At 73.9% G+C, this 26,382-nt stretch carries 25 protein-coding genes, 1 tRNA gene and 1 pseudogene; 8 read left to right on the forward strand and 19 right to left on the reverse strand.

Annotated features, from left to right (window positions below):
* Positions 1–20: 20 nt before the first annotated feature.
* Entirely contained in the window at positions 21–1,037 is a 1,017-nt protein-coding gene (glpX, locus tag BJ976_RS08465; RefSeq protein ID WP_135028956.1) for a class II fructose-bisphosphatase, read from the reverse strand.
* 110 nt (positions 1,038–1,147) lie between these two features.
* Here glpX and BJ976_RS08470 point away from each other — a divergent pair, with 110 nt between their 5' ends.
* From BJ976_RS08470 to BJ976_RS08480, 3 genes are read left to right on the forward strand one after another with little or no spacing between them, the layout of a single operon-like run.
* Positions 1,148–1,732 (forward strand): DUF4245 domain-containing protein, encoded by a 585-nt coding sequence (locus tag BJ976_RS08470; RefSeq protein ID WP_135028954.1) that lies wholly within the window; start codon positions 1,148–1,150, stop codon positions 1,730–1,732.
* 35 nt (positions 1,733–1,767) lie between these two features.
* Positions 1,768–2,403: a carbonic anhydrase gene (locus BJ976_RS08475; protein ID WP_135029201.1), complete on the forward strand. Its 636-nt coding sequence runs from the start codon at positions 1,768–1,770 to the stop codon at positions 2,401–2,403.
* 43 nt (positions 2,404–2,446) lie between these two features.
* Positions 2,447–3,868 (forward strand): class II fumarate hydratase, encoded by a 1,422-nt coding sequence (locus BJ976_RS08480; RefSeq protein ID WP_135028952.1) that lies wholly within the window; start codon positions 2,447–2,449, stop codon positions 3,866–3,868.
* Positions 3,869–4,133: 265 nt separating this feature from the next.
* On the opposite strand, the gene BJ976_RS08485 is transcribed toward BJ976_RS08480, so the two are convergent.
* Complete coding sequence (locus BJ976_RS08485; protein WP_135028950.1) at positions 4,134–4,637, reverse strand: prepilin peptidase; 504 nt, start codon at positions 4,635–4,637, stop codon at positions 4,134–4,136.
* Between the two features lie 429 nt (positions 4,638–5,066).
* A pseudogene (locus tag BJ976_RS08490) lies at positions 5,067–5,979 on the reverse strand (PhoH family protein).
* Positions 5,980–6,161: 182 nt separating this feature from the next.
* Here BJ976_RS08490 and BJ976_RS08495 point away from each other — a divergent pair.
* Positions 6,162–6,821: a rhomboid family intramembrane serine protease gene (locus BJ976_RS08495; protein WP_135028948.1), complete on the forward strand. Its 660-nt coding sequence runs from the start codon at positions 6,162–6,164 to the stop codon at positions 6,819–6,821.
* Positions 6,822–6,846: 25 nt separating this feature from the next.
* Here the strand turns inward: BJ976_RS08495 and BJ976_RS08500 are convergent, their stop codons facing one another.
* A complete protein-coding gene (locus BJ976_RS08500; protein WP_135028946.1) occupies positions 6,847–7,620 on the reverse strand; it encodes an isoprenyl transferase in 774 nt (257 codons plus the stop codon).
* A 77-nt stretch (positions 7,621–7,697) separates the two neighbouring features.
* On the opposite strand from BJ976_RS08500, the gene trhA reads away from it, so the two are divergent.
* Positions 7,698–8,414, forward strand: coding sequence for a PAQR family membrane homeostasis protein TrhA (trhA, locus tag BJ976_RS08505; RefSeq protein WP_135028944.1), 717 nt, complete (start codon positions 7,698–7,700; stop codon positions 8,412–8,414).
* A gap of 28 nt (positions 8,415–8,442) precedes the next feature.
* On the opposite strand, the gene BJ976_RS08510 is transcribed toward trhA, so the two are convergent.
* Entirely contained in the window at positions 8,443–8,844 is a 402-nt protein-coding gene (locus BJ976_RS08510; protein WP_135028942.1) for a hypothetical protein, read from the reverse strand.
* Positions 8,845–8,901: 57 nt separating this feature from the next.
* A complete protein-coding gene (gene mca / locus BJ976_RS08515) occupies positions 8,902–9,822 on the reverse strand; it encodes a mycothiol conjugate amidase Mca (RefSeq protein WP_135029199.1) in 921 nt (306 codons plus the stop codon).
* Positions 9,823–9,958: 136 nt separating this feature from the next.
* Between mca and BJ976_RS08520 the strand changes: the two genes are divergently transcribed.
* From BJ976_RS08520 to BJ976_RS08530, 3 genes are all read left to right on the forward strand, one after another.
* Positions 9,959–10,396 carry a DUF4307 domain-containing protein gene (locus BJ976_RS08520; protein WP_135028940.1) on the forward strand — a complete coding sequence of 146 codons (438 nt, stop codon included), beginning with the start codon at positions 9,959–9,961 and terminating at the stop codon, positions 10,394–10,396.
* A gap of 180 nt (positions 10,397–10,576) precedes the next feature.
* The gene (gene greA / locus BJ976_RS08525; RefSeq protein ID WP_135028938.1) at positions 10,577–11,071 is read left to right on the forward strand and encodes a transcription elongation factor GreA; all 495 of its coding nucleotides are present in this window, start codon (positions 10,577–10,579) and stop codon (positions 11,069–11,071) included.
* A gap of 73 nt (positions 11,072–11,144) precedes the next feature.
* Positions 11,145–11,789 carry a GOLPH3/VPS74 family protein gene (locus tag BJ976_RS08530; protein WP_135028936.1) on the forward strand — a complete coding sequence of 215 codons (645 nt, stop codon included), beginning with the start codon at positions 11,145–11,147 and terminating at the stop codon, positions 11,787–11,789.
* A 6-nt stretch (positions 11,790–11,795) separates the two neighbouring features.
* On the opposite strand, the gene ilvA is transcribed toward BJ976_RS08530, so the two are convergent.
* The 13 genes from ilvA to BJ976_RS08595 form a co-directional block, all read right to left on the reverse strand.
* Complete coding sequence (gene ilvA / locus BJ976_RS08535) at positions 11,796–13,064, reverse strand: threonine ammonia-lyase (RefSeq protein ID WP_167736920.1); 1,269 nt, start codon at positions 13,062–13,064, stop codon at positions 11,796–11,798.
* A gap of 50 nt (positions 13,065–13,114) precedes the next feature.
* Positions 13,115–14,374, reverse strand: coding sequence for an AI-2E family transporter (locus tag BJ976_RS08540; RefSeq protein WP_184231841.1), 1,260 nt, complete (start codon positions 14,372–14,374; stop codon positions 13,115–13,117).
* Complete coding sequence (locus BJ976_RS08545) at positions 14,371–15,408, reverse strand: aldose 1-epimerase family protein (RefSeq protein ID WP_135030947.1); 1,038 nt, start codon at positions 15,406–15,408, stop codon at positions 14,371–14,373. The genes BJ976_RS08540 and BJ976_RS08545 overlap by 4 nt, the downstream gene beginning before the upstream one ends.
* Positions 15,409–15,589: 181 nt before the next feature.
* Complete coding sequence (locus BJ976_RS08550) at positions 15,590–16,483, reverse strand: Bax inhibitor-1/YccA family protein (RefSeq protein WP_135030946.1); 894 nt, start codon at positions 16,481–16,483, stop codon at positions 15,590–15,592.
* A gap of 198 nt (positions 16,484–16,681) precedes the next feature.
* Positions 16,682–16,755: transfer RNA gene (locus BJ976_RS08555), tRNA-Leu, on the reverse strand.
* Positions 16,756–16,833: 78 nt separating this feature from the next.
* Positions 16,834–18,246, reverse strand: coding sequence for an NAD(P)/FAD-dependent oxidoreductase (locus tag BJ976_RS08560; protein ID WP_135030945.1), 1,413 nt, complete (start codon positions 18,244–18,246; stop codon positions 16,834–16,836).
* Positions 18,247–18,309: 63 nt separating this feature from the next.
* Positions 18,310–19,887 (reverse strand): DUF501 domain-containing protein, encoded by a 1,578-nt coding sequence (locus BJ976_RS12190; RefSeq protein WP_135030944.1) that lies wholly within the window; start codon positions 19,885–19,887, stop codon positions 18,310–18,312.
* A 35-nt stretch (positions 19,888–19,922) separates the two neighbouring features.
* Positions 19,923–20,675 carry an FtsB family cell division protein gene (locus BJ976_RS08570; protein WP_135030943.1) on the reverse strand — a complete coding sequence of 251 codons (753 nt, stop codon included), beginning with the start codon at positions 20,673–20,675 and terminating at the stop codon, positions 19,923–19,925.
* A gap of 187 nt (positions 20,676–20,862) precedes the next feature.
* Entirely contained in the window at positions 20,863–22,140 is a 1,278-nt protein-coding gene (gene eno / locus BJ976_RS08575; RefSeq protein ID WP_135030942.1) for a phosphopyruvate hydratase, read from the reverse strand.
* Positions 22,141–22,203: 63 nt separating this feature from the next.
* The gene (locus tag BJ976_RS08580; protein ID WP_135030941.1) at positions 22,204–23,031 is read right to left on the reverse strand and encodes a MazG nucleotide pyrophosphohydrolase domain-containing protein; all 828 of its coding nucleotides are present in this window, start codon (positions 23,029–23,031) and stop codon (positions 22,204–22,206) included.
* Between the two features lie 25 nt (positions 23,032–23,056).
* Positions 23,057–24,277: an adenosine deaminase gene (locus BJ976_RS08585; protein ID WP_135030940.1), complete on the reverse strand. Its 1,221-nt coding sequence runs from the start codon at positions 24,275–24,277 to the stop codon at positions 23,057–23,059.
* 34 nt (positions 24,278–24,311) lie between these two features.
* Positions 24,312–24,959, reverse strand: a complete 648-nt coding sequence (locus BJ976_RS08590) for a DedA family protein (RefSeq protein ID WP_184231842.1) — start codon at positions 24,957–24,959, stop codon at positions 24,312–24,314.
* A 4-nt stretch (positions 24,960–24,963) separates the two neighbouring features.
* The gene (locus tag BJ976_RS08595) at positions 24,964–26,322 is read right to left on the reverse strand and encodes a thymidine phosphorylase (protein ID WP_135031005.1); all 1,359 of its coding nucleotides are present in this window, start codon (positions 26,320–26,322) and stop codon (positions 24,964–24,966) included.
* Positions 26,323–26,382: the final 60 nt, after the last annotated feature.

A 26,382-nucleotide genomic window follows, 5' to 3' on the forward strand; every position in this document is an offset into this window, starting at 1 on the left:
GGGCCCGGCTCAGCGGGACGTCACCCGCGGCCGTCGAGCCACTTGGCCCACTTCTGCACGTCGTGCTCGGCGTCCACGGTGCGCACGGTGCCGGACTTGGAGCGCATCACGATGGACTGGGTGTGCACCCGGCCGTGCTGGAAGCGGACGCCGCGCAGCAGGTCGCCGTCGGTGATGCCGGTGGCGGCGAAGTAGCAGTGGTCCGAGGAGACCAGGTCGTCCGTGGTGAGCACCGCGTCCAGGTCCAGGCCGGCGTCGATCGCCTTCTGCCGCTCGTCGTCGTCGACCGGGGCGAGACGTCCCTGGATGACGCCGCCGGTGGCCTTGATGGCGCACGCGGTGACGATGCCCTCCGGGGTGCCGCCGATGCCCATCATCATGTCCACGCCGGTGTCGGGGCGGGCGGCCGCGATCGCGCCGGCGACGTCCCCGTCGAGGATGAACTTCACGCGGGCGCCGGCCTCGCGGATCTGGCGGACCAGGTCCTCGTGGCGGGGGCGGTCCAGCACGCACACGGTGACCTGGGAGACGGGCTTGTCCAGCGCCTTGGCCACGAGGGTGACGTTCTGCTTCACGGGCAGGCGCATGTCGACGAAGTCCGCGGCCTCGGGGCCCACCACGAGCTTGTCCATGTAGAACACGGCCGAGGGGTCGAACATGGTGCCGCGCTCGGCCACCGCGAAGACGGACAGGGCGTTGTTGTAGCCCATGGCGGTCAGGCGGGTGCCGTCGATCGGGTCCACGGCCACGTCCACGGGGGCACCCGTGCCGTCGCCCACGGACTCGCCGTTGAACAGCATGGGGGCCTCGTCCTTCTCGCCCTCGCCGATCACCACGGTGCCGTCCATGGAGACGGTGTCCATGAAGGCGCGCATCGCGTCCACCGCGGCCCCGTCCGCCCGGTTCTTGTCCCCGACGCCCACCCAGGGGCTCGCGGCGATCGCCGCCGCCTCCGTCACCCGCACCAGCTCCATGGCGAGGTTGCGGTCCGGGACGTGGTTCTCGTAGCCGGTCTTCTCCGAGGACGCGCTGGTCATCCTGCTCTCCGATCCTTGAGCTCGATGCGCCGCGCACGGCGGACGCCGGGGCCACTCTGCCCCGGGCCCATCCTATGGGGGCGTGCCGGACGGTGGCAGAATGCCCTCTGATGAGCTCCCCCGCCCCCACCGACGCCCCCGCCCCGCGGCCGGTCCTGACCGTCAAGCAGGCCCAGCGGGCCCGCGCACCCTGGATCGCCATGGTGCTGTCCACCCTGATGGTGCTCGGGATCGCCGCGGCCGTGCTGCTGATGAACCAGTCCCCGGCCACCCCGCCGCGCGCGGACCGCGTGGACGTGGCGGCCGCGGCGGCCACCGTGCCGCAGGAGGAGGGGGACCTGCCCGCGCTCGCGCCGCAGGTGCCCGAGGGCTGGACCTCCAACTACGCCCGGCTGACCCGCCTGGACGGCCTGCCCACGTGGGAGGTCGGCTGGGTGGTCACCGAGACCGTGTTCGCGGGCCTGCGCCAGTCGGCCGAGGCGGACCGCACGTGGACCACGCTGCGCGTGGGCACCGCGCCCGCCGTGGGCACCGTGGAGACAGACGGGATCACGTGGGAGCACTTCACCCCCCAGGGCACGGACGAGCAGCACCTGGTCGCACGGACGGAGGGCGGCACCGTGGTGCTGACCACCACCGGCGACCGCGCGGTGCTCGAGGACCTGGCCCGCGCCGTCGCGAAGGAGATCCGATGACCGCCGCACCCGACCAGAGCCCCGACGGCGCCGCCATGGCGCAGGACGAGGCGCCGCGCCGCCCCACCCCTGCGGAGGCGTGGGAGATCCTCTCGGCCGGCAACCGCCGGTTCGTGGCCGGGGACCCCGGCCACCCCAACCAGGACGCCGAGCGCCGCCACGGCCTGACCGCGGGCCAGGAGCCGATCGCCGTGATCTTCGGGTGCTCCGACTCCCGCCTGGCCGCGGAGATCATCTTCGACGTGGGCCTGGGGGACGTGTTCGTGATCCGCACCGCCGGCCAGGTGATCGACGACGCCGTGCTCGGCACCCTCGAGTACGCCGTGGACGTCCTGGACATCCCGCTCGTGGTGGTGCTCGGCCACGACTCGTGCGGCGCGGTGACCGCCGCCGTGGAGTCCTACATCTCCGGCTCCATGCCGCCCGGGTTCATCCGCTCGCTGGTGGAGCGCATCACCCCGTCCGTGCTGGCCGGACGCCGTCGCGGCGTGGAGGACATCGACGACTTCGTGGCCGAGCACGTGGACCAGACCTGCGACCGCCTCGTGGACACGTCCCAGTCCCTGGCGCGGGCCGTGGAGCAGGGACGCACCGCCGTCGTCGGGCTGACCTACTCGCTGCACGAGGGCACCGCCCAGCCCGGTCGCGTGGTCGGAGACCTCACGATCTGACAGACGGGGCGCGGGCGTGGGGCCGTTCACTAGGATGAGCCGCATGGCAGAGAACAACGATCAGCAGTTCCGCATCGAGCACGACACCATGGGCGAGGTGAAGGTGCCGGTGGACGCGCTCTACCGGGCTCAGACCCAGCGTGCCGTGGAGAACTTCCCCATCTCGGGGAAGACCCTCGAGCCGGCCCACATCCACGCCCTGGCCCAGATCAAGAAGGCTGCCGCCAAGGCGAACGCCGAGCTCGGCATCCTCTCCCAGGAACGCGCCGACGCGATCGTGGCCGCCGCGGACGAGGTCATCGCCGGGAAGCACGACGGCGAGTACCCGATCGACGTGTTCCAGACCGGCTCCGGCACGTCCTCCAACATGAACACCAACGAGGTGCTCGCCACCCTCGCCACCCGCCGCCTCAAGGACGCGGGCTCCGAGGAGGAGGTGCACCCGAACGACCACGTGAACGCCTCGCAGTCCTCCAACGACGTGTTCCCGACCTCCGTGCACGTGGCCGTCACCGGCGCCCTCGTGAACGACCTGATCCCGGCGTTCGAGCATCTCGCGGAGTCCCTCGAGAAGAAGGCCGAGGAGTTCAAGGGGATCGTGAAGTCCGGCCGCACCCACCTCATGGACGCCACCCCGGTGACCCTGGGCCAGGAGTTCGGCGGCTACGCCGCGCAGATCCGCTACGGCATCGAGCGCGTGCAGTCCTCCCTGCCCCGCGTGGCCGAGGTGCCCCTGGGCGGCACCGCCGTGGGCACCGGCATCAACACCCCGAAGGGCTTCTCCGCCCGCGTGATCGAGCTGCTCGCCGAGGAGACCGGCCTGCCGATCACCGAGGCGCGCGACCACTTCGAGGCCCAGGCCAACCGCGACGGCCTCGTGGAGGCCTCCGGCCAGCTGCGCAACGTGGCCTACTCGATCATGAAGATCAACAACGACCTCCGCTGGATGGGCTCCGGCCCGAACACCGGCCTCGGCGAGATCTTCATCCCGGACCTGCAGCCGGGCTCCTCGATCATGCCGGGCAAGGTCAACCCCGTGATCTGCGAGGCCGCCATCATGGTGTGCGCCCAGGTGATCGGCAACGACACCACGGTGGCGCTCTCCTCCACCAACGGCGCCTTCGAGCTGAACGTGGGCATCCCCGTGATGGCCGCCAACCTGCTCGAGTCCATCCGCCTGCTGGCCAACACCGCCCGCGTGATGGCGGACAAGATGATCGACGGCATCGAGGCCAACGAGGAGCGCTGCACCTTCCTGGCCGGCGCCTCCCCGTCCATCGTCACCCCGCTGAACAAGGTGATCGGCTACGAGGCCGCCGCGAAGATCGCCAAGCACTCCGTGGCCAACAAGATGACCGTGCGCGAGGCCGTGGTGGACCTCGGCTACGTGGAGCGCGGCGAGGTCACCGAGGAGCAGCTGGACAAGGCCCTCGACACCATGTCCATGACGCACCCGGGCCAGTGACCCCCGGCCGCGCTTGACGCGGCAACCGGCACCACCGACGACGACGGGCCGTCCCCTGCGCAGGGGGCGGCCCGTCGCGTGTCGCCACCGCAGCCGCGGACATCAAGCTCACTTACTCCGACAACACCGGCATGGGCAAGGTCTGGACGAAGACCTCGTCCCCCACTGGCATCTGACCCCCTCCCGCACCGGCGCGGAGGCGCCGGGGCAGCTCGAGGGCCACCGACCCGCGTCAGGGTCCTTCGGCATGCCACCCTCGAGGTCTTCATGGGAGCACGAGCGCACCCATCGCTCCGAGCACCATCGCCGGGCCGAAAGGCAGGGCGGTCGCCCGCGTGGCCCGTCGGAGCACCAGCATCACCAGGGCGGTCAGCCCGCCCAGCAGGACCGCCAGCACGCCGGCGGCCACCACGGCGTCGAACCCGACCACGCCCGTGTAGGAGCCCAGGCCGCCGGCGAGCTTCACGTCCCCCATGCCCAGGCCCCCGCGGCTGAGCAGGTGGAGAGCCAGCATGGCCGCTGCGTATCCCAGACCTCCGAGCAACACCGAGGCGACCACCTCCCACCGGCCGCCCAGCACCGCTCCCCCGCCCATGGTCGCCAGGCCGCCGGCCCACAGGCGCAGCGTCCACCGGTTCGGCAGCCGGTGCTCCCACAGGTCCGTCCGCACCAGCACGGCCGCGCACCCGGCGAACCACACCAGCCCGGCTCCCCACAGCACAAGCGTCGGCCACGCTCCGGCTTCCCAGGCCCACCCCCACCACGTCATGGACCCAGGCTAGACACCCGCACGCCGCCGGCACCGCACCGATCCACAGCCCCATCGGTCCATGGTTGACAATCACAGCACCGGCCCCTGCCGCAACCCGTCGAAAGTGCAGTTGCGCCCATCGACAGTGACGGGTACGCTCGCTTCATCGGCTCCCTTCTGGGTAGAGCCGATCCTGAGACCCATGGCCTCGATCCCGTTTCAAGGGGCCATGGACGCGGGCTTCCTCGGTCCCCCATCCCCCCTCCGCGGGGCCGAGCACCCCCGCCGGGGGCCGCTGTTCGCAGCGGCCCCCCTTCTCTTTGCCGTCACATAGGCGAGTGGCGTGGCATCGTCCCGGCCGGAAGTCCTGTCCGATCGGTCACCCGGCGCTGGCCGATCGTCCAGCCTTCCTGCACGATCGGCCAACGGTCCGATCCGTCGTCGCCGTCAGGCCCCGCCCTCCTCGAGCAGCTCCGTCACCAGTCCCGCGATGGGCGAGCGCTCCGGCCGGGTCAGCGTGACGTGGCCGAACAGCGGGTGGCCCTTGAGCCGCTCCACCACGGCCGCGATCCCGTCGTGCCGGCCCACCCGCAGGTTGTCCCGCTGGGCCACATCGTGGGTCAGGACGACCTTGGAGTTCCGCCCGATCCGGGACAGGGCCGTCAACAGCACCGTCCGTTCGAGGGACTGCGCCTCGTCCACGATCACCCACGCGTCGTGCAGGGAGCGGCCGCGGATGTGCGTCAACGGCAGCACCTCGAGCATCCCGCGGTCCACCACCTCGTCGATCACGGACGAGGACACGATCGAGCCGAGGGTGTCGAACACCGCCTGCTCCCAGGGACACGATCCCGACGCTCGGGTCCAGCAGCAGGTCCAGGGCCAACCGCTGGGCCGCGGACCGCCCATGCAGGCCGAACACCTCCTGGTCCCCGCGGACGATCCGCGCCACGCCGCCCTCCCGCACGCGGGCCAGACCGGCCCCCCCCGGGAGGAGGCCAGGCGCAGCCCGGTGTTGACGGGCAGCCGCTCCGCCGTCGGCGCCGGATCCCCGGGGGCCACCTCGATGCCGGACCCGGCCGCCCTCGGCGGTGAGCGGGACGGGCCGGTCGAGGTGGCCGTGGCGACGGCGCAGCTCGTCCAGCAGGCGCAGCGCGGCCCGCGCGGTGTGGCCCAGGTCCGGGTCCGCACGCTTGGACTCCAGCTCGGTCACCACCACGAGCGGCAGGACCACCTCGTGCTCGGCGAAGTGCAGCGGCGCCCGGGGGTCCGAGAGGAGCACGGAGGTGTCCACCACGTAGGTCCGCCGTTCGTCGGCCAGTGCCGCACCATCCCTCGTACCCGTCGCCGTCGTCGTCATGCCGTCCTCCTCGCTGAGCGCACGCGGGCGGGGCCGCCCGCTCCCGACCCACGCTAGGCGGCCTCCCGGGACCGCCCGGGGAGTGTCCCGTGAACGGCGGGTGAAGCCCTCGGGGCCCGGGCCGGGACCCCGCCCACGCCCTAGACTGGTCGCGACCCCCGCACCCCGCCCAGGAGCCCGCCATGTCCCTGACCCCGTCTCACCGGCAGACCGGCCTCACCGCGGGCCGACCCCGCCCCATGGAGACCCTCACGGACCGGGCTGGCCGCGGGCTGCTGCGGGCCGTGGCCCCCACCGCGCTCCTGCTGGCGCTCATGTGGGCCATGTTCCTGGTGACCCTCGTGGCCGGCCGCCCCCTGATCGACGGGCTGGGCCTGATCCCCCGCAGCACCGCGGGCGTGGACGGGATCCTGTTCTCCCCGGTGCTGCACGGGGGCTGGCGGCACCTGATCGGCAACACCACCGCCCTGCTGGTGCTGGGCCCGACGGCGGCGCTCGTCTCCCGGCGCCCCCTCGCCCTGCTCGCGGCCGCGTGGCTGCTCTCCGGGGCGTTCTCGTGGCTGATCGGCACGCCCGGGGTGCACATCGGCGCCTCGGGGATCGTCTACGCGCTCACCGCGTTCCTGCTGGTCTACGGGATCGTGGCCCGGCGTGTGCTCGCGGTGGCCGTCTCCCTGGTGGTCGCCGTGACCTACCTGGGCTCGTCCCTGATCGGCCTGCTCCCTCAGCCCGGCGTCTCCTGGACCGGCCATCTGGCCGGGGCCGTGGCCGGCGTGCTGCTGGCCCTGGTGTGGGGGCGGGCGGACCGGGCCGAGCGTCGGCGTCGTCCGCTGGAGGTCTGAGCCTGCCCCGGCAGGCCGGCGCCGCTCAGGCGCCGAAGCGGCGCTGACGCCGCCCGTAGTCCCGCAGGGCGCGGAGGAAGTCCGTGCGGCGGAAGGCCGGCCACATGGCCTCGCAGAAGTAGAACTCGGAGTACGCGGACTGCCACGTGAGGAACCCGGACAGCCGCTGCTCCCCGGAGGTCCGGATCACGAGGTCGGGATCGGGCTGGCCGCGGGTGTAGAGCCGGTCCGAGATCGCGTCCACGGTGAGGGCGTCCGCCACGTCCCCGGCGCTCGTGCCGGCGGCGTCCGCCTCGCGCAGCAGCTCCCGGACCGCGTCCACGATCTCCCGCCGGCCCCCGTACCCCACGGCCACGTTCACGTGGACGCCGGTGTTGTCCTTCGTCTGCTCGGCCACGTCCCGCAGACAGCGCGCCATGCGCGGGGGCAGGAGGTCGACGGCGCCCACCGGCTGCACGCGCACCGGCGCCCGGTCCTCGCGCGGCTCGGCGAGGCGCTCGGCCGTGGTCATGATGATCTCGAGCAGCGGGGCGAGCTCGGCTGCGGGCCGGGCCAAGTTCTCCGTGGAGAGCATGTAGAGCGTGACCACGGGCACACCCACCTCGTCGCACCAGCCGATGAAGTCCAGGATGCGCTCCGCGCCGGCCCGGTGGCCCTCCTCCGTGGTGGCGCCGAACGCGCGCGCCCAGCGGCGGTTGCCGTCCACCAGCACGCCCACGTGGTGCGGGAGGCGCTCGGGGTCCAGGCCACGCGCGAGCCGACGCTCGTACAGGCGGTAGAACGCCTCGGGTCGACGCACGGTGCACCTCGCTCTCCAGGTGGGGCCGGGGTGATCAGGATACGTGTCCGCCCCCGCCGATGCGCGAGGATGGAGGCATGCCCCTCTCCGAGCACGCGCCGACGAACCGGACCGGACGCCCGATGCGGTGGCGGATCGAACGCGTCCGGGACCCCGACCATCCCCTGTTCAAGCCGCGGCTGCGCGGCTGGGTGCACGCCGCCATGACGCCGCTGGTGCTCGCGGCGGGGATCGTGCTGATCGTGCTGGCGCCCACCACCCCGCTGCGCTGGGCCGCCGTGGTGTACACCGTGACGGGCCTGCTGCTGTTCGGCGTCTCGGCCACCTACCACCTGGTGCAGTGGAACGAGTCCGTCTCCCGGGTGCTCAAGCGCCTGGACCACACCAACATCATGCTGGTGATCGCGGGCACCTACACCCCGCTCTCCCTGGCCCTGCTGCCCCCGGACAAGGCCGCCGTGCTGCTCACCGTGGTGTGGGTGGGGGCACTGCTCGGCGTCGCGTTCCGGCTGCTGTGGACCGACGCCCCGCGGTGGCTCTACACGCCCGTCTACGTGGCCCTGGGCCTGGCCGCCGTCCTGTACCTGGGCGACTTCTTCGCCGCGCACCTGCCGGCGGCGGTGCTGATCTGCGCCGGCGGCGCCGCGTACATCGTGGGCGCCGTGTTCTACGCCCTCAAGGCCCCCACGATCCACCGCGAGTGGTTCGGCTTCCACGAGCTCTTCCACGTGTTCACCGTGGGCGGCTTCGTGTGCCACTGCATCGCGGTCTTCATGGCCTACCTGGCCCGCTGACCCGGGCCGGGACGACGCGCGGCCGCGCTCAGTCGCGGCCGGTGTCCGGGGCCTCGGGCTCGGGCGTGGGGTCCTGGAGGTACCCGGGGTACGTGCGCTGCAGGCGCGTGAGGCGGTCCTCGGCGTCGCCGTCCAGCTGCTCGCCGCCGGCACGGACCTCCTCGGGCAGGTGCCCCTGGTGGCGCTCCACGAGCATGGCCTCGGCCTCCGGGGAGCGCTGCTGCACCCGACGCACGGAGCGGACCATCAGCCGGATCACCAGGATGGTCATGGCCACCATGAGGGCGGTGAAGAGGAAGCCCTCGATGCCCGGGGTGATGTCCGCCTCGGACAGGCCCGGCTTCAGCGTGGGCTCGGGCACCGCGGGCGCGGGGGCGGCGGACACGGCGGCCGCGAGCGCGGCGGACAGGGCGAGGGGGCTCAGGGACATCACGACGTCCGAGTCTACCGGCGCGGGCCGGACACGCTCAGCGCACCCCGGGGAGGATCAGCGCAGTCCGTTGAACAGGTCGTCCTCGGGGGTCGGTGCGGGCACCCGCGACTCGATCAGCGCGTAGTCCTCCCACGGCCACGTGGAGCGCAGCATCTCGTTCGGGGCGGCGAAGAACGGGCCGTCCGGGTCCACCTGCGTGGCGTGCGCGCGCAGGGCCGCGTCCCGCTCGTCCAGGAAGTCGGCCACGGGGATCTGCGTGGTCACCTCGTGGTGCGGCGGGATCCAGGCGGGAACGTCCTTCGGATCCGGCACGTCCTCCCCGGCCTCGCGGCGGCGGAGGACCTCCCGCATGGCCTCCGCCTGCTCGTACCAGGCCATCCGCGTCGCGAACGGCGACTCCTGGCCGGAGGCCACGAAGCCCTCGTGCAGGGCACGGAACTTCTCCGGGTTGAAGGCGCGGTCGTAGTACAGCTTGCCGATCTCCCACGGCTCCCCCGTGCCCGGGTAGGCCTCGGCGTCGCCGGCCGCCCGCCACGCCTCGAGGGTGACGTGGTGGGCCTGGATGTGGTCCGGGTGCGGATAGCCGCCGGCCTCGTCGTAGGAGATGAGCACGTGGGGACGGAACCGCCGGACGAGCGCCACCAGGGGGGCCGCCGCGGTCTCGAGGGGCAGCTGGGCGAAGCAGTGGTCCGGCAGGGCCGGCAGCGGGTCGCCCTCGGGCAGGCCCGAGTCCAGGAAGCCCAGCCACACCTGCTGCACGCCCAGTGCCTCGGCGGCGCGGGCCATCTCCTCCCGGCGGACGGCGGTGATGTCCCGCTCGGCCCGGACCAGGTCGGCGAAGGACGGGTTCAGCAGCGAACCGGCCTCGCCGCCGGTGCACGTGACCACCAGGACCTCGGCCCCGGCCGCGGCGTAGGCGGCCATCATGGCGGCGCCCTTCGAGGCCTCGTCGTCCGGGTGCGCATGGACGGCCATGAGCCGCAGGCCCGTGGAGTCGGGCAGGGGTGCGGAGGCGGCGGGGGACGGCGCGGACACGACGGCGGGGTTCCTTCCGGGAGACGGTCCCCCCGCACGACCGCGGGGGCGGGACGCGGCGGATAGGCTGGAGGGGATGTCCTCGACCCCCGCCCATGATGCGCACGCGCAGGAGAACACCCTAGCCAACCGCTACGGGGTGGTACACCGCCGCGCCTCCCGCCGGCCCCTGTGGCTTGCCCTGGGCGCCGTCGCCCTGGCCGCCGCCGTCGCCCTGGCCGTGGTGATCGGCCTCAACGTGTCGGTGGGCAAGGTCCAGGCCAAGGACGTGGGCTACCGGATCCACGACGCCGGCGCGGCCTCCGTGACCTTCCAGGTGTCGGTCCCCGAGGGGGTCGCCGCCGAGTGCGACCTGGTGGTCATGGACGCCCAGGCCGCGCCCGTGGGCTTCCGCACCGTGCGCATCGACCCCGGCCCGGAGGCGGACCCCGGCCGGGACGCCACGTACACCGTGGACGTGCGCACCGTGGCCCGCGGCGTCACCGGCGTGGTGGACGGCTGCCGGGCCGCGTGACCGGCCGCCCCCGGTTGGGGTGACGTGCGTCTCGCCGGTAGACTGGTCCACGGATTCCCCGCCCCGTCGCCCCGGGCGTGCCGATCGTCCGCGCACCGCGCGGGGTCGCCCACCCGGCCGGCGGGGCGCTTCGCATCCCCGGCGGCCCTGAGGCCGCCCCGACCCGAGAGGACACCGCCCATGGCCACCACCCCCTCCGACGCCCCCTGGCTGACCCAGGAGGCCTACGACCGCCTCAGCAAGGAGCTCGAGCACATCTCCGGCCCCGGCCGCCAGGAGATCATCGAGCGCATCGAGGCCGCCCGCGACGAGGGCGACCTCAAGGAGAACGGCGGCTACCACGCCGCCCGCGAGGAGCAGTCCAAGAACGAGGGCCGCATCGCCGAGCTCAAGCAGCTCCTGGAGACCGCCCGCGTGGGCGAGACCGGCACCGCGGACGGGACCGTCCAGCCCGGCACCGTGGTCACCGCCGTCGTGGCCGGCGACGAGATGACCTTCCTCTTCGGCAACCGGGAGATCGCCGCCGACGGCGAGGACCTCGAGGTCTACTCCGAGCGCTCCCCGCTCGGCGAGGCCATCAACGGCGCCTCGAAGGGGGACACGGTGTCCTACACCGCCCCCAACGGCAAGGAGATCGAGGTCGAGGTCAGGAAGGTCGAGCCCTACACGGCCTGACCCCCGCCCCTCCCGCGCAGCGGCCGCGCCCCGACCCCGGGGCGCGGCCGCTATGCGTTGCTACGCTGATCGCATGCTCACCGCCGAGAAGCTGCACCTGGTCCTCACCGCCGAGGACGGCCGTCCCCTCGTCCCCACCCACCACAGCACGGCCCTGGCCGCGGCCGCGCTCGCGGACCTGCGCCGGGCCGGCGTCGTGGCCCTCGAGGAGGACGCCGGCGTGGACCGCGCCCGGGTCACGGTCGTGTCCGCGGGCACCACGGACCACCCCGTCCTGGACGCCCTCCTGCCCGAGGCGGACGCGCTCTCCGGGAAGAAGGTCGCCGCGGTCGTGGGCAAGGGCCGCCCCCGGGCCCGCAAGCCCGTGGTCGCGCACCTCACCGAGACCGGCGAGCTCGAGGAGCACAAGGCGCTCCTGAACACCCGTCACGTGCCCACCTCCCCCACCACCCGGCAGGAGATCCTGGACCGGCTCTCCCGCGCGCTGACGGAGGGCGGTGACCCCTCCGACGAGGACCTGCTGATCCTCGGCGTCCTGCACCACCTCAACGTGGCCCGCCACCTGCTGCCCCAGGCCCGCGAGCAGGAGGCCTCCCGCCGCGAGTTCACCCGCCGGCTCGAGCGCCTCACCCGGGACGACCTGCTCGTGCGGTCCGTGGGCCGCGCCGTGGGCCTGACCTCGGCCACGGCGGCCGCCACCGCCGCCCAGCACAGCTGACCCGGCTCAGGTGAGGCGCAACGGGGCGTAGCCCGCCTCGCGGAGGGAGGTGAGCACGGCGTCGGAGTGCTCCCAGCCCTTGGTCTCCATGTCGATGGTGATGTGGACGCCGCCCATGGACAGCTCGGGCCCCACCCGCGTGTGGTCCACGCGCACCACGTTCGCGTCCGTGTCCGCGATGATCCGGGAGATGGTGGCCAGCTCGCCGGCGCGGTCCGGCAGCGGGATCCGCACCGTCATGTACCTCCCCGCCGCGGACAGGCCCGACTGGATGGACTTGAGCAGCAGCATCGGGTCGATGTTGCCGCCGGAGAGGACCGCCACGGTGGTGCCGAGCTCCTCCCCCAGGTCCGCCACGCGTCCGGAGAGCAGCGCGGCCACGCCCACGGCGCCGGCCGGCTCCACCACCAGCTTGGAGCGCTCCAGCAGGTGCACCATGGCGGCGGCGATCTCGTCGTCCGTCACGGTCACGACGGCGTCCACCAGCGCCGCCACGATCCCGAACGGCAGATCTCCGGGCCGGCAGACGGCGATGCCGTCCGCGATGGTGGACACGCTCTCCAGCACCTGCACGCGACCCTCGGCGAGGGAGACGGGATAGGCGGCGGCGGTGGCCGCCTGCACGCCCACCACGCGGACGGTGCGGCCCTGCTGCCGGGCCCGCTCCTTCACCGCGACGGCCAGGCCCGCGATGAGCCCGCCGCCGCCGATGCCCACCACCACGGTGTCCACCTCGGGCAGGGCGTCCATGATCTCCAGGCCCACCGTGCCCTGGCCGGCCACGATCGCCGGGTCGTCGAACGGGGGGATGAAGACCGCCCCGGTGCGCTCGGCGTAGTGCCGGGCCTCCGCGAGCGCCTCGTCCACCGTGGAGCCGAACAGCTGCACCTCCGCCCCGTGGTCCCGGGTGGCCTGGAGCTTGGGCAGGGCGACGCCCCGCGGCATCACGATCCGGGCGTGGATGCCCAGCTTGGCGGCGGCCAGGGCGACGCCCTGCGCGTGGTTGCCCGCGGAGGCGGCCACCACGCCGCGGGCGCGCTCCTCCGCGGACAGCTGCGCCATCCGGACGTAGGCGCCGCGCACCTTGAAGGATCCGGCGCGCTGCAGGTTCTCGCACTTGAGGTGCACGGGGGTGCCCAGCTCCCGGGTGAGGGCGCGGGAGAGCTGCAGGGGCGTGGTCTCCGCCACGCCTTCGAGGGCGCGCTGCGCGGCCTCCACGTCCGCCAGGCCCACGGGGAGGCGGTCGGGACCCCCCGCGCGAGCCGCGGCGCGGATCCAGGGGGCAGGGGCGCCGGCCGGCGCCGGGGCGGTCTCCGGGGTCCCCGTCACGGCTGCACCCCCGCGGCCGTGGACCCGGTGTGCTCACCGCCGGTCCCGCCGCCGCCCGGCTCCTCGCCGGGGATGTCGGACGGGTCGCGCTCCGGGTCGAGCTTGGCGGACTCGCGGGCGCCGGCGAGGGCCTTCTCGCTCGGGATGTACACGTGCTCGCCGGCCACGACCTCCTCGTCCGGGTCCTTGGTGCGCAGGGCGCGGATGAAGGCGTTGACGAACGCCAGCAGCGGCACCGCGAACACGGCGCCCACGATGCCCAGGACCACCGATCCGGTGGCCACCGCCAGGAACACGGCGAGCGGGTGCAGGGAGACGGCCTTGCCCATCACCAGGGGCTGGAGGATGTTGGACTCGATCTGCTGGACCAGGAGCACGACGCCGAGCATCAGCAGCGCGGTCACCGGCCCGTTGGTCACGAGGGCGATCAGCACGGCGATGGCGCCGGTGAGCACCGCGCCGACCATCGGGATGAACGAGGCCAGGAACACGAGCACGGCGATCGGGAAGGCCAGGGGCACGCCCAGCAGCCAGGCGCCGAGGCCGATGCCGAGGGCGTCCACCGCGGCCACGAAGATCTGCACGCGGACGTAGGAGCCGAGGGCCTCCCAGCCGGAGCGGCCGGCCACGTCCACGCGCCCGCGGCTGGTGCGCGGGACGAAGGCGAGGAGGAAGCGCCAGACGCGGTCGCCGTCGTACAGGAAGAAGATCAGCGTGAACAGGGCGATGAAGGTGCCGGTGACCACGTTCGCGGCCGTGGATCCGAACGAGACCACGCCGTCCATGATGGTGGACGAGTTCTGCTGCAGGGTGTTCCACATCGAGTCCAGCGAGGAGGCGTCCAGCTGCAGCTGGTACCCCTGCGCGGCGAGCCACCCGCTCAGCGCGTTCACCAGCTCCTGCAGACCCGTCACGACCTGGTCGCCCAGCTCCGTGAAGCCCTGCACGATCTGCTGGCCGGCCATCCAGAACAGGCCCACCACCACGGACACCAGCAGGAGGATGCAGAGGATGGCCGCGAGCACCGCGGGCACCTTCGCCCGCAGCAGCAGCCGGTACACCGGGGCCAGGAGGACGGCCAGCAGCGCGGCGACGATCACGGGGATGATCACCAGGCTCACGAAGCCGGAGAGGTACCAGACCACCCCGAGGCCGATCACGATGGCCACGATCCGCCAGGACCAGGCGGCGGCGACGGTCAGCCCGTAGGGGACGTCCTTGTTGATCTTGGTCTGTGCCGCGAGCGTGGCGCTCATGCCCGGCTCTCCTGTCGGTCGATGTGGGAGGGGGTGCGGAGGTCCGCGGTGATGCCCCAGCGGGCGGTGAAGGTCTCCCCCGGGGCGAGACGGTGGAGGCCGGTGCCGGAGTTGAGGGCGTCCGCGGGGGCCGTCAGCGGCTCCACGGCCAGGGCCACTGCCCGCCCCGGGAGGCGGTCGGTGACGAAGACGTGCGTGCACGTGAACGCGGGGTCGCTCCACAGTGCCACGGTGCGTCCGTCCGGGGCGACGAGCCGCGCCCGGTGCCGGCCGTCCGCGTCCGGGGTGAGGCTCGTCAGGCCGACGTCCAGGGCGGCGGAGCCCACCCGACGTCCGCCGCGGAAGTCGTGATCGGACCCCTCCGCGGGCTCGGTGGCCACGGGGATGAGGCGCTCGTCCGTGCGGATCCAGGAGTCCGCGGCCACGCGCAGCGTGAGCTCCTCGGTGGGCACGTCCCCGATGCGCAGGAACGGGTGCGCCCCGAAGGCCACCGGGGCGACGGCGGCGGCGTGGTTCTGCAGGGACATGGTCACGGTGAGCGCGCCGTTCTCCGCGAGGGCGTACGTCACCCGGTGGGTGAGGCGGAACGGCCAGCCGTGCTGGGGGTGGATCTCGCCCCGCAGCGTCACCGCGTGGTCGGAGACCTCCTCCGGCACCAGGTGGGTGTTGCGCAGCAGGCCGTGGATCGCGTTCCCGCGGGCGGGCTCGGTGACGTCGAGCACCTGCTCGGCGCCGTCGAGGCTCCACCGGCCGCCCGCCACCCGGTTCGGCCACGGGCTCATCTGGATGCCGTTGCCGGCGGGCGGGACGATGTCCGGGCCGTAGGGCTCGGTGACGTCGACGCCGTCCACCCGGTAGGTGCGCAGCGCGCCGGCCAGCCCCACCACCATGGCCTCCGCGCCGCCGCGGGCCAGACGGAACTGGGCGCCCGAGGCCGCGGGCGCGCCGAAGCGCGCGTCCTCGGCGGCCGGGAGGGCGGCGCCGGCGGGGCGGGGAGCGGCGTCGGCGGCGGACGCCTCGGGCGGCACGCTCATGCGCGGGTCTCCTTGCGGTGGGGGGCGTCGGGCTGGGGGCCGGACGGGACGGACGGGGATCGCTCCCAATCTACGCCGCTCGGGGTGCCAGACTCGGACACGGCGACGCCCCCGGGCGCCGGGGTGGAGTCCACCGGCGCCCGGGGGCGTCGTCGGGGTCGGCCCGGGAGGGCCGGGGGTGTCAGTCGTTGCTGCGGAAGATCGCGATGATGCGCAGGATCTCGACGTACAGCCAGATGAGGGTGACCGTCAGGCCGAAGGCCACGGTCCAGGAGTACTTCTGGGGGGCGCCGTTCTTCACGCCCTGGGCGCCCATCTCGAAGTCGAGGGTGAGCGAGTAGGCGGCGAGGAGCACGGCGATCGCGCCGACGACCAGGCCCAGGCCGCCCTCACGCAGGTTGGCCACGCCGGTCCAGGTCAGGACCAGGTTCAGCAGCATGAAGAGCATATAGCCGACCATGGCCGCCAGGACGATCTTGGTCATGCGCGGGGTGGGGCGGAACTTGCCGGAGGTGTAGAGCGCCAGCATCACGGCGAACACGGAGAAGGTGCCGAGCACGGCCTGCACCACGATGCCCGGGTAGGAGGCATCGAACACGGCGGAGATGCCGCCGAGGAACAGGCCCTGCGCCAGGGCGTAGGCCATGATGAGCACCGGCGAGGGCTCCCGCTTGAAGGAGTTCACCAGGCCGAGCACGAGGCCCACGATGGCGCCGATGATCATCAGCCCCGGCGAGGACCAGCCGACGACGCCGCCGGCCACCACGAGCACGAGCATCAGGGCGGTCTTGCCCACGATGTCGTTGTAGGTCATGCGGCCGGTCTGGCCGGCGCCCGCGGCGGGCGCGCGGAAGGCGTCCTCCATGGACTGCTGGTGCGCCGCCTGCTGGGCGGCCTGGCCCGCGCCGAACGCCTGGGCCTGGCCGTAGGGGCTCTGCTGTCCGTAAGGGCTCTGCTGCTGCCCGTACGGGCCGGGGGCGGTCTGCTGGCCGCCGCCCTGGTACCACCCCGGCTGCGGGGCGCCGGCGTGCATCTGCTGCTGGAAGTTCTTCGAGTTCATCACCGGGTTGGCCACGGCTCGCTCCTTCGGGTCATGATCGGCCCGGACACACGGCGTGAGGTGCACTTCACTCGTGTTCCGGGGGTTGCGGTCCAGTCTACCGGGGCGGCCCCGGCCCGCCACGGGTAGGCACCGCCCCGGGACCGTTCCCGGCCCCCTGTTCTCGCAGGGCCGAGTTCCTGGGGGCGGACTGAGAGCGACGGTGCCGTCGAGTGCCCCCGGCGGGACTCGAACCCGCACCACGCCGATTTTAAGTCGGATGCCTCTGCCGATTGGGCTACGGGGGCTGGCCGGCGCCCTCGGACGCCGGGGGTGCCGCACGGCCCCGCCCGAGGGATCGCGGGCGGGGCCGTGCGGTACGGAGGTCAGGCCTTGGCGGCCTCGAGCTCGGGCTTGGTGAACCTGCCCGGCTCCAGCTCCACGCCGGCGGCGGCGCGGAACTCGTTGAACGGGGTGTCCTGCGCGGCGATGGAAGTGGAGTCGCGGCCGAACAGCGTCTCGGCCACCCAGCCCGAGAGGATGCGGAACTTCCGCTCCAGGGTGGGCATCGCATAGCCGTGGTAGCCGCGGTGGGCCAGGAACGCCGGGATGCCGGAGATCTTGGTGCCCAGCGGGTTGCCCACGCCACGGCCGAAGCCCATGCCGGCCACGGTGCCCAGGGACTTGTGCACGTACTCCTGCACCTCGCCCTCGCCGTGGCGCACGGCCATGTAGTTGGCGGCCAGGCGCTTGGCCTGACGGATGGCGTGCTGGGCGTTCGGGACGCAGAAGCCGCCCGGGCCGGCGCCGGTGAGGTCCGGCACCGCGGAGACGTCGCCGCAGGCCCACGCGCCCTCGAGCGCGCCGGCCTCGCCGTCCTTGATCTGCAGGGTGGGGGTGGCCTCCACGCGGCCGCGGTCGTCCACCGGGAAGTCGGTGCTCTTGACCACGGAGTTGGCCACCACGCCCGCGCACCACACGAGGGTGTCCGCGGCGAAGGTGTCCGCCTCCTCCTTGGAGGGCATGGACACCAGCTTCATGACGCCGTCGGTGGCGTCCCCCAGGGAGGTGTTCAGCAGCACCTCGATGCCGCGGGACTTCAGGTGCTCCACCACGCCCGCGGCCTGCTCCTCGGACACCTCGGGCATGATCCGGCCCATGGCCTCCACGAGGACGATCCGGACCTCGGACTGCGAGAGGCGCTCGTTGCGCTCCACCGCGTTGCGGATGAGGTTCTCCATCTCGGCGATGGTCTCGATGCCTGCGAACCCGCCGCCCACCACCACGAAGGTGAGGGCGCGCCGGCGCTCCTCGGCATCGGTCATCAGGGAGCCGGCGTCCAGGCGCTCCAGGATCTGGTTGCGCAGCTGCACGGCCTCCTCGACCGAGCGGAGGCCGATGCCCTGCTCGCCGAGCCCGGGGATCGGGAACACGCGGGTCACGGCGCCCGCGGTCATCACGATGTCCTGGTACGGGATCTCGAACTCGTCGCCGCCCTCGCCGCGCACCACGGCGGTGCGGCCGGCGTGGTCCACGGACACGACGGCGCCGCGCACGACCTCGGCGTCCTTGAGGTGCGTCTGCAGGTCCACGTTCACGTGGCGGCCCTCGATGTGCCCGCCCACGACCTCGGGCAGGAACGGGTAGTACGTCATGTACGGGCGCGGATCGACGACGGTCACGACGCCGCCGCGGTCGGCGACCTTCTTCTGCAGCTCGCGGGCGACGTGGTATCCGGCGTAGCCGCCGCCGACGATCAGCAGGCGCGGCTTCGGGGAGAGATCTGGGGTGGTAGACATGGGGCCCATCCTATGCCCGCGGCCACGGGCGCTCCCACGTCCGGGGGCCCCGCCGCGGTCACCTCAGCGGCGCAGGGACCGGGCGATCCCGTCCAGGATGTCGTGCTCGCTGGTCACCACCCGGCCCGTGCCGGACGCCTGCGCGACCCGCTCCACGATCTGTGCCCAGATCAGCGCACCGGCGCCGATCACGTCCACCCGCCCGGGGTGCATGAAGCCGCGCGCGGCCCGCTCCTGCCGGGTGGCGGACACGAGCCGGTCCGCCGCCGCCCGGACCTCCGCCACCGACAGCTCCGCCCCGTGCAGGACCGCGGGGTCGTACTCCGCCAGCCCGAGGGCCTCGGCCGTCACGGTGGTCACCGTGCCCGCCACGCCGACGACGGCCCGCACCCGCTCCAGCGGCAGGCGCGCGGCGACGTCGTCCAGGACGGCGGACACGGACGCGCGCGCGGCGGCGAGCTCGTCCTCCGCGGGCGGGTCGGAGAGCGCGAAGCGCTCGGTGTAGCGGACGCAGCCCATGTCCATGCTGACCGCGTCCGCCACGCGCCCGTCCGGGGTGCCCACCACGAACTCCGTGGAGCCGCCGCCGAGGTCCACCACCAGCACCAGGTCCTCGGCGCCGAGCGCGGTGACGTCCACCGCGGAGACCGCGCCCGCGAAGGACAGACGCGCCTCCTCGACGCCGGAGACCACCTCGGGCGCCACGCCCAGGCGCTCGGACACCCCGGCCACGAAGGCCTCCCGGTTGGAGACGTCGCGGCTGGCGGAGGTGGCCACGAAGCGCACGGTCCCGGCGTGGTGCCGCTTGACGAGATGGGCGTACTCGTCCACCGCGGCGAAGGTGCGCTCGAGCGCGGCGGCCGAGAAGGCGCCGGTGGCGTCCACGCCCTCGCCCAGGCGCACCACGCGCATCTCCCGGACCACGTCCTCCAGCGGAGCGTCCGGCGCCGGGCCGTCGGCGTCCTCCGCGCCCGCGGGGCGGGCGATCAGCAGCCGGATGGAGTTGGTGCCGCAGTCCACCGCGGCCACGGTGACCCTCTCCAGGGCCTCCACCCGGGCCAGGTGCCGGACATGCCGGGACAGGTCCTTCGAGGGGACGGGGGCGGACTCGTCCCACGCCCCGGCGCACGCGCACGCCTCGGGGGTCCACCACTCCCGGACGGCGGCCAGCGCCTCGTCGCCGAGCGGGTCGACGCCGGGGCCCGCGGCCAGCGCGTGGCCCACCAGCGCATGGAGGCACTTCACCCTCTCGGGCAGGCCGCCCGCGGAGACGTGGGCGATCTCCGGGACCTCTCCGGTGCCGGCCTCCCGGCCCACCCGCTCCCGCTCGGCCAGGTACGCCTCGTGGGCGGCGCGGTGGGCCGCGGCGAGGTCGTCGTCCTGCGCGAGGCGCTCGTTCATCTCCGCCATCACCCCCGCGGCCTCGAGCCGGGACACGGCGGAGGTGAGCACGGGGTGGGTGAGGTAGAAGGTCGTGGGGAAGGGGATCCCGTTGGACAGGCGCGGGGCGGTGGTGGCCACGAGGGGGTTCCCGCACACGCAGCGCGCACCGATCTCCACCACGTCGCGCACCGGTCGGCCGAGCTGGCGGGACAGCGTGTCCAGGTCCTGCTCGGTGACGGTGCGGGGGTTCTCGGTCATGGCGTCCTCCGGGTCGGGGCTTCTGTGCGGGCGGGTCATTCGGTGGCGGCGCGGACGGCGGAGTCCCACAGGCCCTCGACCCACGGCAGGCGCGCGTTCACGCCCTCCTCCTCGGGCCCCCCGGCGGGCTCCTCCGCCGCGGTGTCCTCCTCCGGCAGGTGGGTGGCGGTGTAGAGGGTCTCCCCCGGCATCACCAGGCCGAGCCGCTCCCGGGCCTGCTGGGCCACGTACTGCGGGTCGTCCCAGCGGCGGATCTGCTCCTCGTACTCCGCGTGCAGCCGCTCCTGCTCGGCGATCTCCTGCTCCATGGCCGCGATCTCCAGCCGCTGGTTGAGCAGCAGCCGCGCGGTGGGCGCCACCAGGACGGCGGCGATCAGCAGCACGGCCACCACCACGAGCGAGCGGCCGGTGATCTGCCGGGCGGGCACGGGCTCGGGCAGCGGTGCGCGACGCCGGGCCCCGGCCACGCGCGCTGCCCGCATCCGGTCCTCCGCGCGGTCGTCCTCGAGACGGCTGCGGGCCGCCCGGGACGCCGCGCGGCGCTCCTGCGTCCGCCGGTGCGCCTGCGCATGAAGGGCGGTCTCCTCCTCGCGGTGCCGCTGGGCGCGGCGCAGGTCGATGACCTCGCCGCCGTCGGGTTCCACGGGCGCGGCGACGGGCGGCGTCGGCTCGACGAGGACGGGGCGCGCCTCCGGGGCTGGACGGGCTGCGGGGCGGCGAGGGGGCGCGGCGACGACCTCGGGCTCCGCGGCCGCCACGCGGGGCAGACGGGGGCGGCGAGGGCTCATGCCGGGCTCCTTCGGGTCGGGCGGCCGTCCTCGGCGGACGGGCGGGACGGCCCGCCGCCGGGGCGACGGGCGTGCCCTCCCAGGGTAGTCGCCCCGCCTGGACGGGGGCTGCGGGGCGGCGCCGACCCCCGGACGCCACGGGCCCGCCCGGAGCGAGTCCGGGCGGGCCCGTGGCGGCGGGGCGCGGTCAGCCGCGGAAGCGCGGGAACGCGGAGCGCCCGGCGTACACGGCGGCGTCGCCCAGGTCCTCCTCGATGCGCAGCAGCTGGTTGTACTTGGCCACCCGGTCCGAGCGGGCCGGGGCGCCGGTCTTGATCTGGCCGGCGTTGGTGGCCACGGCGAGGTCGGCGATGAAGGTGTCCTCGGTCTCGCCCGAGCGGTGGGAGATCATGCAGTGGAACCGGTGGCGCTGGGCCAGGGCGATCGCGTCGAAGGTCTCGGTCAGGGAGCCGATCTGGTTGACCTTCACCAGGAGGGCGTTGCCCGACTGCTCGTCGATGCCGCGCTGCAGGCGGGAGACGTTGGTGACGAACAGGTCGTCGCCCACCAGCTGCACGCGGTCGCCGAGGGCCTCGGTGAGCAGGCGCCAGCCGTCCCAGTCGTTCTCGTCGAGCGGGTCCTCGATGGAGACGATCGGGTAGTTGTCCACGAGCTCGGTGTAGTACGCGGCCATGTCCTCGGAGGAGCGCTTCTCGCCTTCGAAGGTGTAGGAGCCCTGCTCGCAGAACTCGGAGGAGGCCACGTCCAGGGCCAGGGCGATGTCCTCGCCGAGGGTGTAGCCGGCCCTCTTCACGGCCTCGGCGATCAGGTCCAGGGCGGCGCGGTTGGACTCGAGGGACGGGGCGAAGCCGCCCTCGTCGCCCAGTCCGGTGGACAGGCCCTTCTCCTGCAGCACCTTCTTGAGCGTGTGGTAGACCTCGGCGCCCCAGCGCAGGGCCTCCGAGAAGGAGGGCGCGCCGATCGGGGCGATCATGAACTCCTGGATGTCCACGTTGGAGTCCGCGTGGGCGCCGCCGTTGAGGATGTTCATCATCGGCACGGGCAGCACGTGGGCGTTCGGGCCGCCCAGGTACTTGTACAGCGGAAGGTCGGCGGACTGGGCGGCGGCCACGGCCACGGCCATGGAGACGCCGAGCACCGCGTTGGCGCCCAGCTTGCCCTTGTTCTCCGTGCCGTCGATGTCCAGCATGAGGCGGTCGATCGCGCGCTGGTCCGCGGCGACCTCGTCCTCGAGCTCCTCGGCGATCTCCTCCACCGCAGCGACGGCGTCGCGGACGCCCTTGCCCAGGTAGCGCTCCGTGTCCCCGTCGCGGCGCTCGACGGCCTCGAACTCGCCGGTGGACGCGCCCGAGGGCACCGCGGCGCGGCCGAGGGAGCCGTCGGTCAGCAGGACCTCCACCTCGACGGTGGGGTTGCCGCGGGAGTCCAGGATCTCGCGGGCATGGATGGCGTCGATGAGGGCCATGGAACGGGTCTCCTTCAGTCGAGTCGACTTCGCGTGCGCGCGTCGGTGCGGCACGCGTTCAGCCTAGCGTCCGGGCCCCGGCCCGGGGCCTCCTGGTCGCCCGTCCCGCGCCCCGCCGAGGGCGGCCCAGTCCCCGGCGCGGACCCGGGCGACGACGTCGCGCAGGGCCCGCTCCGGGTCCAGCCCCGCGGCGCGCGCCCGGCGGACGAGGGCGAACAGCTCCGCGCCGAGGGCGGCCTCGTCCGCCCACGCGTGCGGGGCGTCGACGAGCGGGGCGTGGACGGCCAGGATGTCCATCTCCTGCCGCCCGGCGCGGTCGGCGACGGCGGCCGCCGCGGCCAGGGCCGGCAGGCGGGCGGGGATGCCGCCGAACCCGGCGTCGGGGGCCCCGGCCGCGGAGGCGGGGACGGCGTCGTCGTGCGGGGCGCCGGCCGCGGCGCGCTCCTGCTGCTTGGCCCGCTCCCAGGCCAGCTCGACGTCCGCGGGCGTGATGCCGGCGAGGTCCTCGGCGGGGCGCACGCGGCCGTCGGGGGTGAACACGAGCGGGTTGCGCCGCACCATCTTGGCGGTGAGCGCCTCGGCCGCGTCGGCCAGGCGGAACCCGGCCTCGGACGCCGGGGCGTCCGGATGCCGGGACACCGCGGCGTGCAGCACCACCTGGAACAGGACGTCGCCCAGCTCCCCCGCGAGCGCCGCGTAGGCCCCGTCCGCGCGGCGGGCGGCGGTGTCCGCCCACTGCGCGTCCGTGCGGGCGTCGATCTCCTCGACGGCCTCGTACGCCTCCTCCACGAGGTACTCGGTGAGGGCGCCGTGGGTGAGCGAGCGCGTCCACGGGCAGTGGGTGCGCAGCGCCTCGACCGTGGCCACGAGGCGGTCGACGGCGTCGCTCACCGATCCCCTCCGCGCCGGCCGCGGATCAGGCGTCCGCCTCGTCGTCGTCCTCGGCCGGCAGGGCCTCGAGGACCGGGCCGGAGGCCCCGGAGATCGCCTCGCTCCAGCCGGCCACGAGGATCTCGGCGAGCTCCTCGCGCTCGTCGACGGACAGGAAAGCGGCCTCGGCCGCGTTGAGCTGCAGGTCCAGCAGCTCGGAGAGGGAGTAGCCGAAGGTCTCGGCCAGCAGGTACAGCTCGTCGGTCAGGGAGACGTCCGAGACCAGGCGGTTGTCCGTGTTCACGGTGACGCGGAAGCCCAGCTGCACGAGCAGGTCGATCGGGTGGCCGGCGATCCCGGACCCGGCGTCCACGGCGCCGGTCTGGAGGTTGGAGGACGGGCAGACCTCGAGGGCGATCTGGCGGTCGCGCACCCACGTGGCGGTGGGTCCGAGGTCCACGATCCCGGTGTCCGCGTCCACGGGGACGCCGTCCTCGTCCAGGCCGCCGAACTCCACCCGGATGTCGTCCGCGATGCGCACGCCGTGGCCCAGGCGCAGCGCACGGCCGGAGACGAGCGCGTCCTGGATGGAGGACAGGCCCTCGGCCTCGCCGGCGTGCACGGTGACCGGCAGGTGCTGCTGGGCCAGGTACGTGAAGGCGTCCGCGAAGCGGGAGGGCGGGAAGCCGATCTCGGCGCCGGCGATGTCGAAGCCCACCACGCCGCGGTCCCGGTGGCGCACGGCCAGCTCGGCGATCTCCTGGGCGCGGTCGGCGTGCCGCATGGCGGTCACGAGCTGGCCCACGCGGATGACGTGACCGTCGGCGTCGGCGGCGTCCACCGCCTCGTCCAGGCCCTCCTGGACGGCCTCCACGGCCTCGTCCAGGGAGAGCCCGCCGGCCAGGTGCTGCTCGGGGGCCCAGCGGATCTCGCCGTAGACCACGCCGTCCGCCACGAGGTCCTCCACGAACTCGCGGGCCACGCGGCGCAGCTGCTCGCGGGTCTGCATCACCGAGGTGGTCAGGGCGAACGTCTCGAGGTACTTCTCGAGGGACTCGCCGTTGGCGTGCTCGGCGAACCAGTCGGCCAGGCCGTCCACGGTGTCCGCCGGGACCTCGACGCCGGCCTCCCGGGCCAGCTCGAGGACGGTGGCCACGCGCAGGCCACCGTCGAGGTGGTCGTGCAGGGACACCTTCGGCAGGGAGCCGAGGTCGGTCTCGAGGGGCGAGGGGGCGTCGGCGGAGGGTTGCGAGGAGGTCGTGGTCACGCGCCACACTCTACGTCAGGGCCGTCGGCCGCCCTCAGTCCAGGACCGCGTGCTCGACGGGCCCCAGCGTCCCGCCGCCGCGGGCCAGCCGCCGGCGCAGCACGGCCTTGACCACGCGGTCCAGCAGCAGCCCCACGAGCGCCGCACCGGACACCGAGAGGGCGATCTGCAGGATCGCATCGTCCAGCCAGCCGGCCGTGAGCCGGGCGATCACGATCGAGTACGCGGCCCAGAGCGCGGTGGACACCAGGTCCAGCAGGACGAAGCGCGGCAGCGGGTAGCGCATGGCGCCGGCCGTGATGTTCACGGCCACCCGGCCCCCGGGGATGAACCGGGCGGTGAACAGCAGCAGCGCCCCGTGGGCGTCCAGGTTCCGGCGGGCCAGGGCCACCGAGGCCTGCACCCGCGGCCGCCGCATCCACGCAAAGCGGTCCACGCCCACCCCGCGGCCGATCGCGTACGCGGACACATCCCCCAGGAACGCCCCCGCGAAGCCGGCCAGCCACAGCGCGGTGAGCGGGAAGGGCTCCCCGTCCCGGACGATCGAGGCCAGCGCCACGAGGACGGACTCCGAGGGGAAGACGGGCACGACCCCGTCGAGCAGGCACAGCGCGGCCGCCACCGGCAGGACCCACGGATGGGACGCCGCGGACAGGATGAGGGCCTCGACCTGCTCCAGCACCGGCTCAGCCGATCCGGTCCAGGACCACGGAGCGCTCGCGCAGGGCCGCCGCGGCGGCGTCGTCCGGGGTGGCGACGGCCCAACCGCCCTCCAGGGCCTGACGGGCCCGGTCGAACCGTTCGGGGGTGTCCGTGTGCAGGGTCATCACCGGCTGCCCGGCGCGCACGTGGTCCCCGGGGCGGACGTGCAGCTCCATGCCGGCGCCCGCCTGGACCGGCTGGCCCTGGCGCTCGCGGCCGGCGCCGAGGCGCCACGCGGCCAGACCGACGGCCATCGCGTCGAGCTCGGTGAGGACGCCGTCGGTCTCGGCCGTGACGGCGTCGGTGTGGCGGGCCACGGGCAGCTCGGCGTGCGGGTCGCCGCCCTGCGCGGCGATCATGCGCTCCCACACGTCCATGGCCTTGCCATTGGCCAGGTTCTCCGCCGGGTCCACGCCGGTGATCCCCGCGCCGGCCAGCATGGCGCGCGCCAGCTCCACGGTGAGCTCCACGACGTCGGCCGGGCCGCCGCCGGCGAGCACCTCCACCGACTCGCGCACCTCGAGGGCGTTGCCCGCGGTGAGGCCCAGCGGCACGGACATGTCCGTCAGGAGGGCGGAGGTGTCCACACCGGCGTCGCGGCCGAGGTCCACCATCGTCCGGGCCAGCTCGCGCGCGGAGGCCTCGTCCTTCATGAACGCGCCCGAGCCGCACTTGACGTCCAGCACGAGCGTGCCGGTGCCCTCGGCGATCTTCTTGGACATGATCGAGGAGGCGATCAGCGGGATGGCCTCCACCGTGCCGGTGACGTCCCGCAGCGCGTAGAGCTTCTTGTCCGCAGGGGCGAGGCCGGAGCCGGCCGCGCAGATCACCGCGCCGACCTCGGAGAGCTGGCGCATCATCTCCCCGTTGGTGAGGTCCGCGCGCCAGCCGGGGATCGACTCGAGCTTGTCCAGGGTGCCGCCCGTGTGGCCCAGGCCCCGGCCGGAGAGCTGCGGGACGGCCACGCCGTAGGACGCCACGAGCGGGGCCAGGGGCAGGGTGATCTTGTCCCCCACGCCGCCGGTGGAGTGCTTGTCCGCGGTCGCCAGGCGGCGGCCGTCGGGAGCCGTGAGGCCGGAGAAGTCCATGCGCTCGCCGGAGGCGATCATGGCGGCGGTCCAGCGGGAGATCTCCGCCCGGTCCATGCCGTTGAGCAGGATCGCCATGGCCAGGGCGGACATCTGCTCGGGGGCCACCACGCCGCGGGTGTAGGCGTCCACCACCCAGTCGATCCGCGCGTCGTCGATCCGGTGGCCGTCCCGCTTGAGGCGGATGACCTCGATGGCGTCGAACGCCTCGGGGGCGGCTGCGCCGTCCTGGGCGGACGAGGAGGAGGTGGTCATGGCGGAGAGGGTCCCTTCCGGCGTCGTGGCTCGCCGGCGGCGCGCGCCGCCGGCGGCCTC

It is taken from the genome of Micrococcus flavus (assembly GCF_014204815.1).
GTDB classification, from domain to species: Bacteria; Actinomycetota; Actinomycetes; order Actinomycetales; family Micrococcaceae; genus Micrococcus; species Micrococcus flavus.

What these genes read in the sequence shown, in the direction of transcription:
- BJ976_RS08475 (WP_135029201.1), top strand. Translation starts at nt 1,768, where the DNA reads ATGGCGCAGGACGAGGCGCCGCGCCGCCCCACCCCTGCGGAGGCGTGG.
- trhA (WP_135028944.1), top strand. Translation starts at nt 7,698, where the DNA reads ATGCCCCTCTCCGAGCACGCGCCGACGAACCGGACCGGACGCCCGATG.
- eno (WP_135030942.1), bottom strand. Translation starts at nt 22,140, where the DNA reads ATGGCCCTCATCGACGCCATCCATGCCCGCGAGATCCTGGACTCCCGC.
- BJ976_RS08545 (WP_135030947.1), bottom strand. Translation starts at nt 15,408, where the DNA reads ATGAGCGTGCCGCCCGAGGCGTCCGCCGCCGACGCCGCTCCCCGCCCC.
- BJ976_RS08485 (WP_135028950.1), bottom strand. Translation starts at nt 4,637, where the DNA reads ATGACGTGGTGGGGGTGGGCCTGGGAAGCCGGAGCGTGGCCGACGCTT.
- BJ976_RS08510 (WP_135028942.1), bottom strand. Translation starts at nt 8,844, where the DNA reads ATGTCCCTGAGCCCCCTCGCCCTGTCCGCCGCGCTCGCGGCCGCCGTG.
- mca (WP_135029199.1), bottom strand. Translation starts at nt 9,822, where the DNA reads ATGGCCGTCCATGCGCACCCGGACGACGAGGCCTCGAAGGGCGCCGCC.
- glpX (WP_135028956.1), bottom strand. Translation starts at nt 1,037, where the DNA reads ATGACCAGCGCGTCCTCGGAGAAGACCGGCTACGAGAACCACGTCCCG.
- BJ976_RS08570 (WP_135030943.1), bottom strand. Translation starts at nt 20,675, where the DNA reads ATGAGCCCTCGCCGCCCCCGTCTGCCCCGCGTGGCGGCCGCGGAGCCC.
- BJ976_RS12190 (WP_135030944.1), bottom strand. Translation starts at nt 19,887, where the DNA reads ATGACCGAGAACCCCCGCACCGTCACCGAGCAGGACCTGGACACGCTG.
- BJ976_RS08470 (WP_135028954.1), top strand. Translation starts at nt 1,148, where the DNA reads ATGAGCTCCCCCGCCCCCACCGACGCCCCCGCCCCGCGGCCGGTCCTG.
- BJ976_RS08595 (WP_135031005.1), bottom strand. Translation starts at nt 26,322, where the DNA reads ATGACCACCTCCTCCTCGTCCGCCCAGGACGGCGCAGCCGCCCCCGAG.
- BJ976_RS08530 (WP_135028936.1), top strand. Translation starts at nt 11,145, where the DNA reads ATGCTCACCGCCGAGAAGCTGCACCTGGTCCTCACCGCCGAGGACGGC.
- BJ976_RS08495 (WP_135028948.1), top strand. Translation starts at nt 6,162, where the DNA reads ATGTCCCTGACCCCGTCTCACCGGCAGACCGGCCTCACCGCGGGCCGA.
- BJ976_RS08560 (WP_135030945.1), bottom strand. Translation starts at nt 18,246, where the DNA reads ATGTCTACCACCCCAGATCTCTCCCCGAAGCCGCGCCTGCTGATCGTC.
- BJ976_RS08520 (WP_135028940.1), top strand. Translation starts at nt 9,959, where the DNA reads ATGTCCTCGACCCCCGCCCATGATGCGCACGCGCAGGAGAACACCCTA.
- greA (WP_135028938.1), top strand. Translation starts at nt 10,577, where the DNA reads ATGGCCACCACCCCCTCCGACGCCCCCTGGCTGACCCAGGAGGCCTAC.
- BJ976_RS08540 (WP_184231841.1), bottom strand. Translation starts at nt 14,374, where the DNA reads ATGAGCGCCACGCTCGCGGCACAGACCAAGATCAACAAGGACGTCCCC.
- BJ976_RS08480 (WP_135028952.1), top strand. Translation starts at nt 2,447, where the DNA reads ATGGCAGAGAACAACGATCAGCAGTTCCGCATCGAGCACGACACCATG.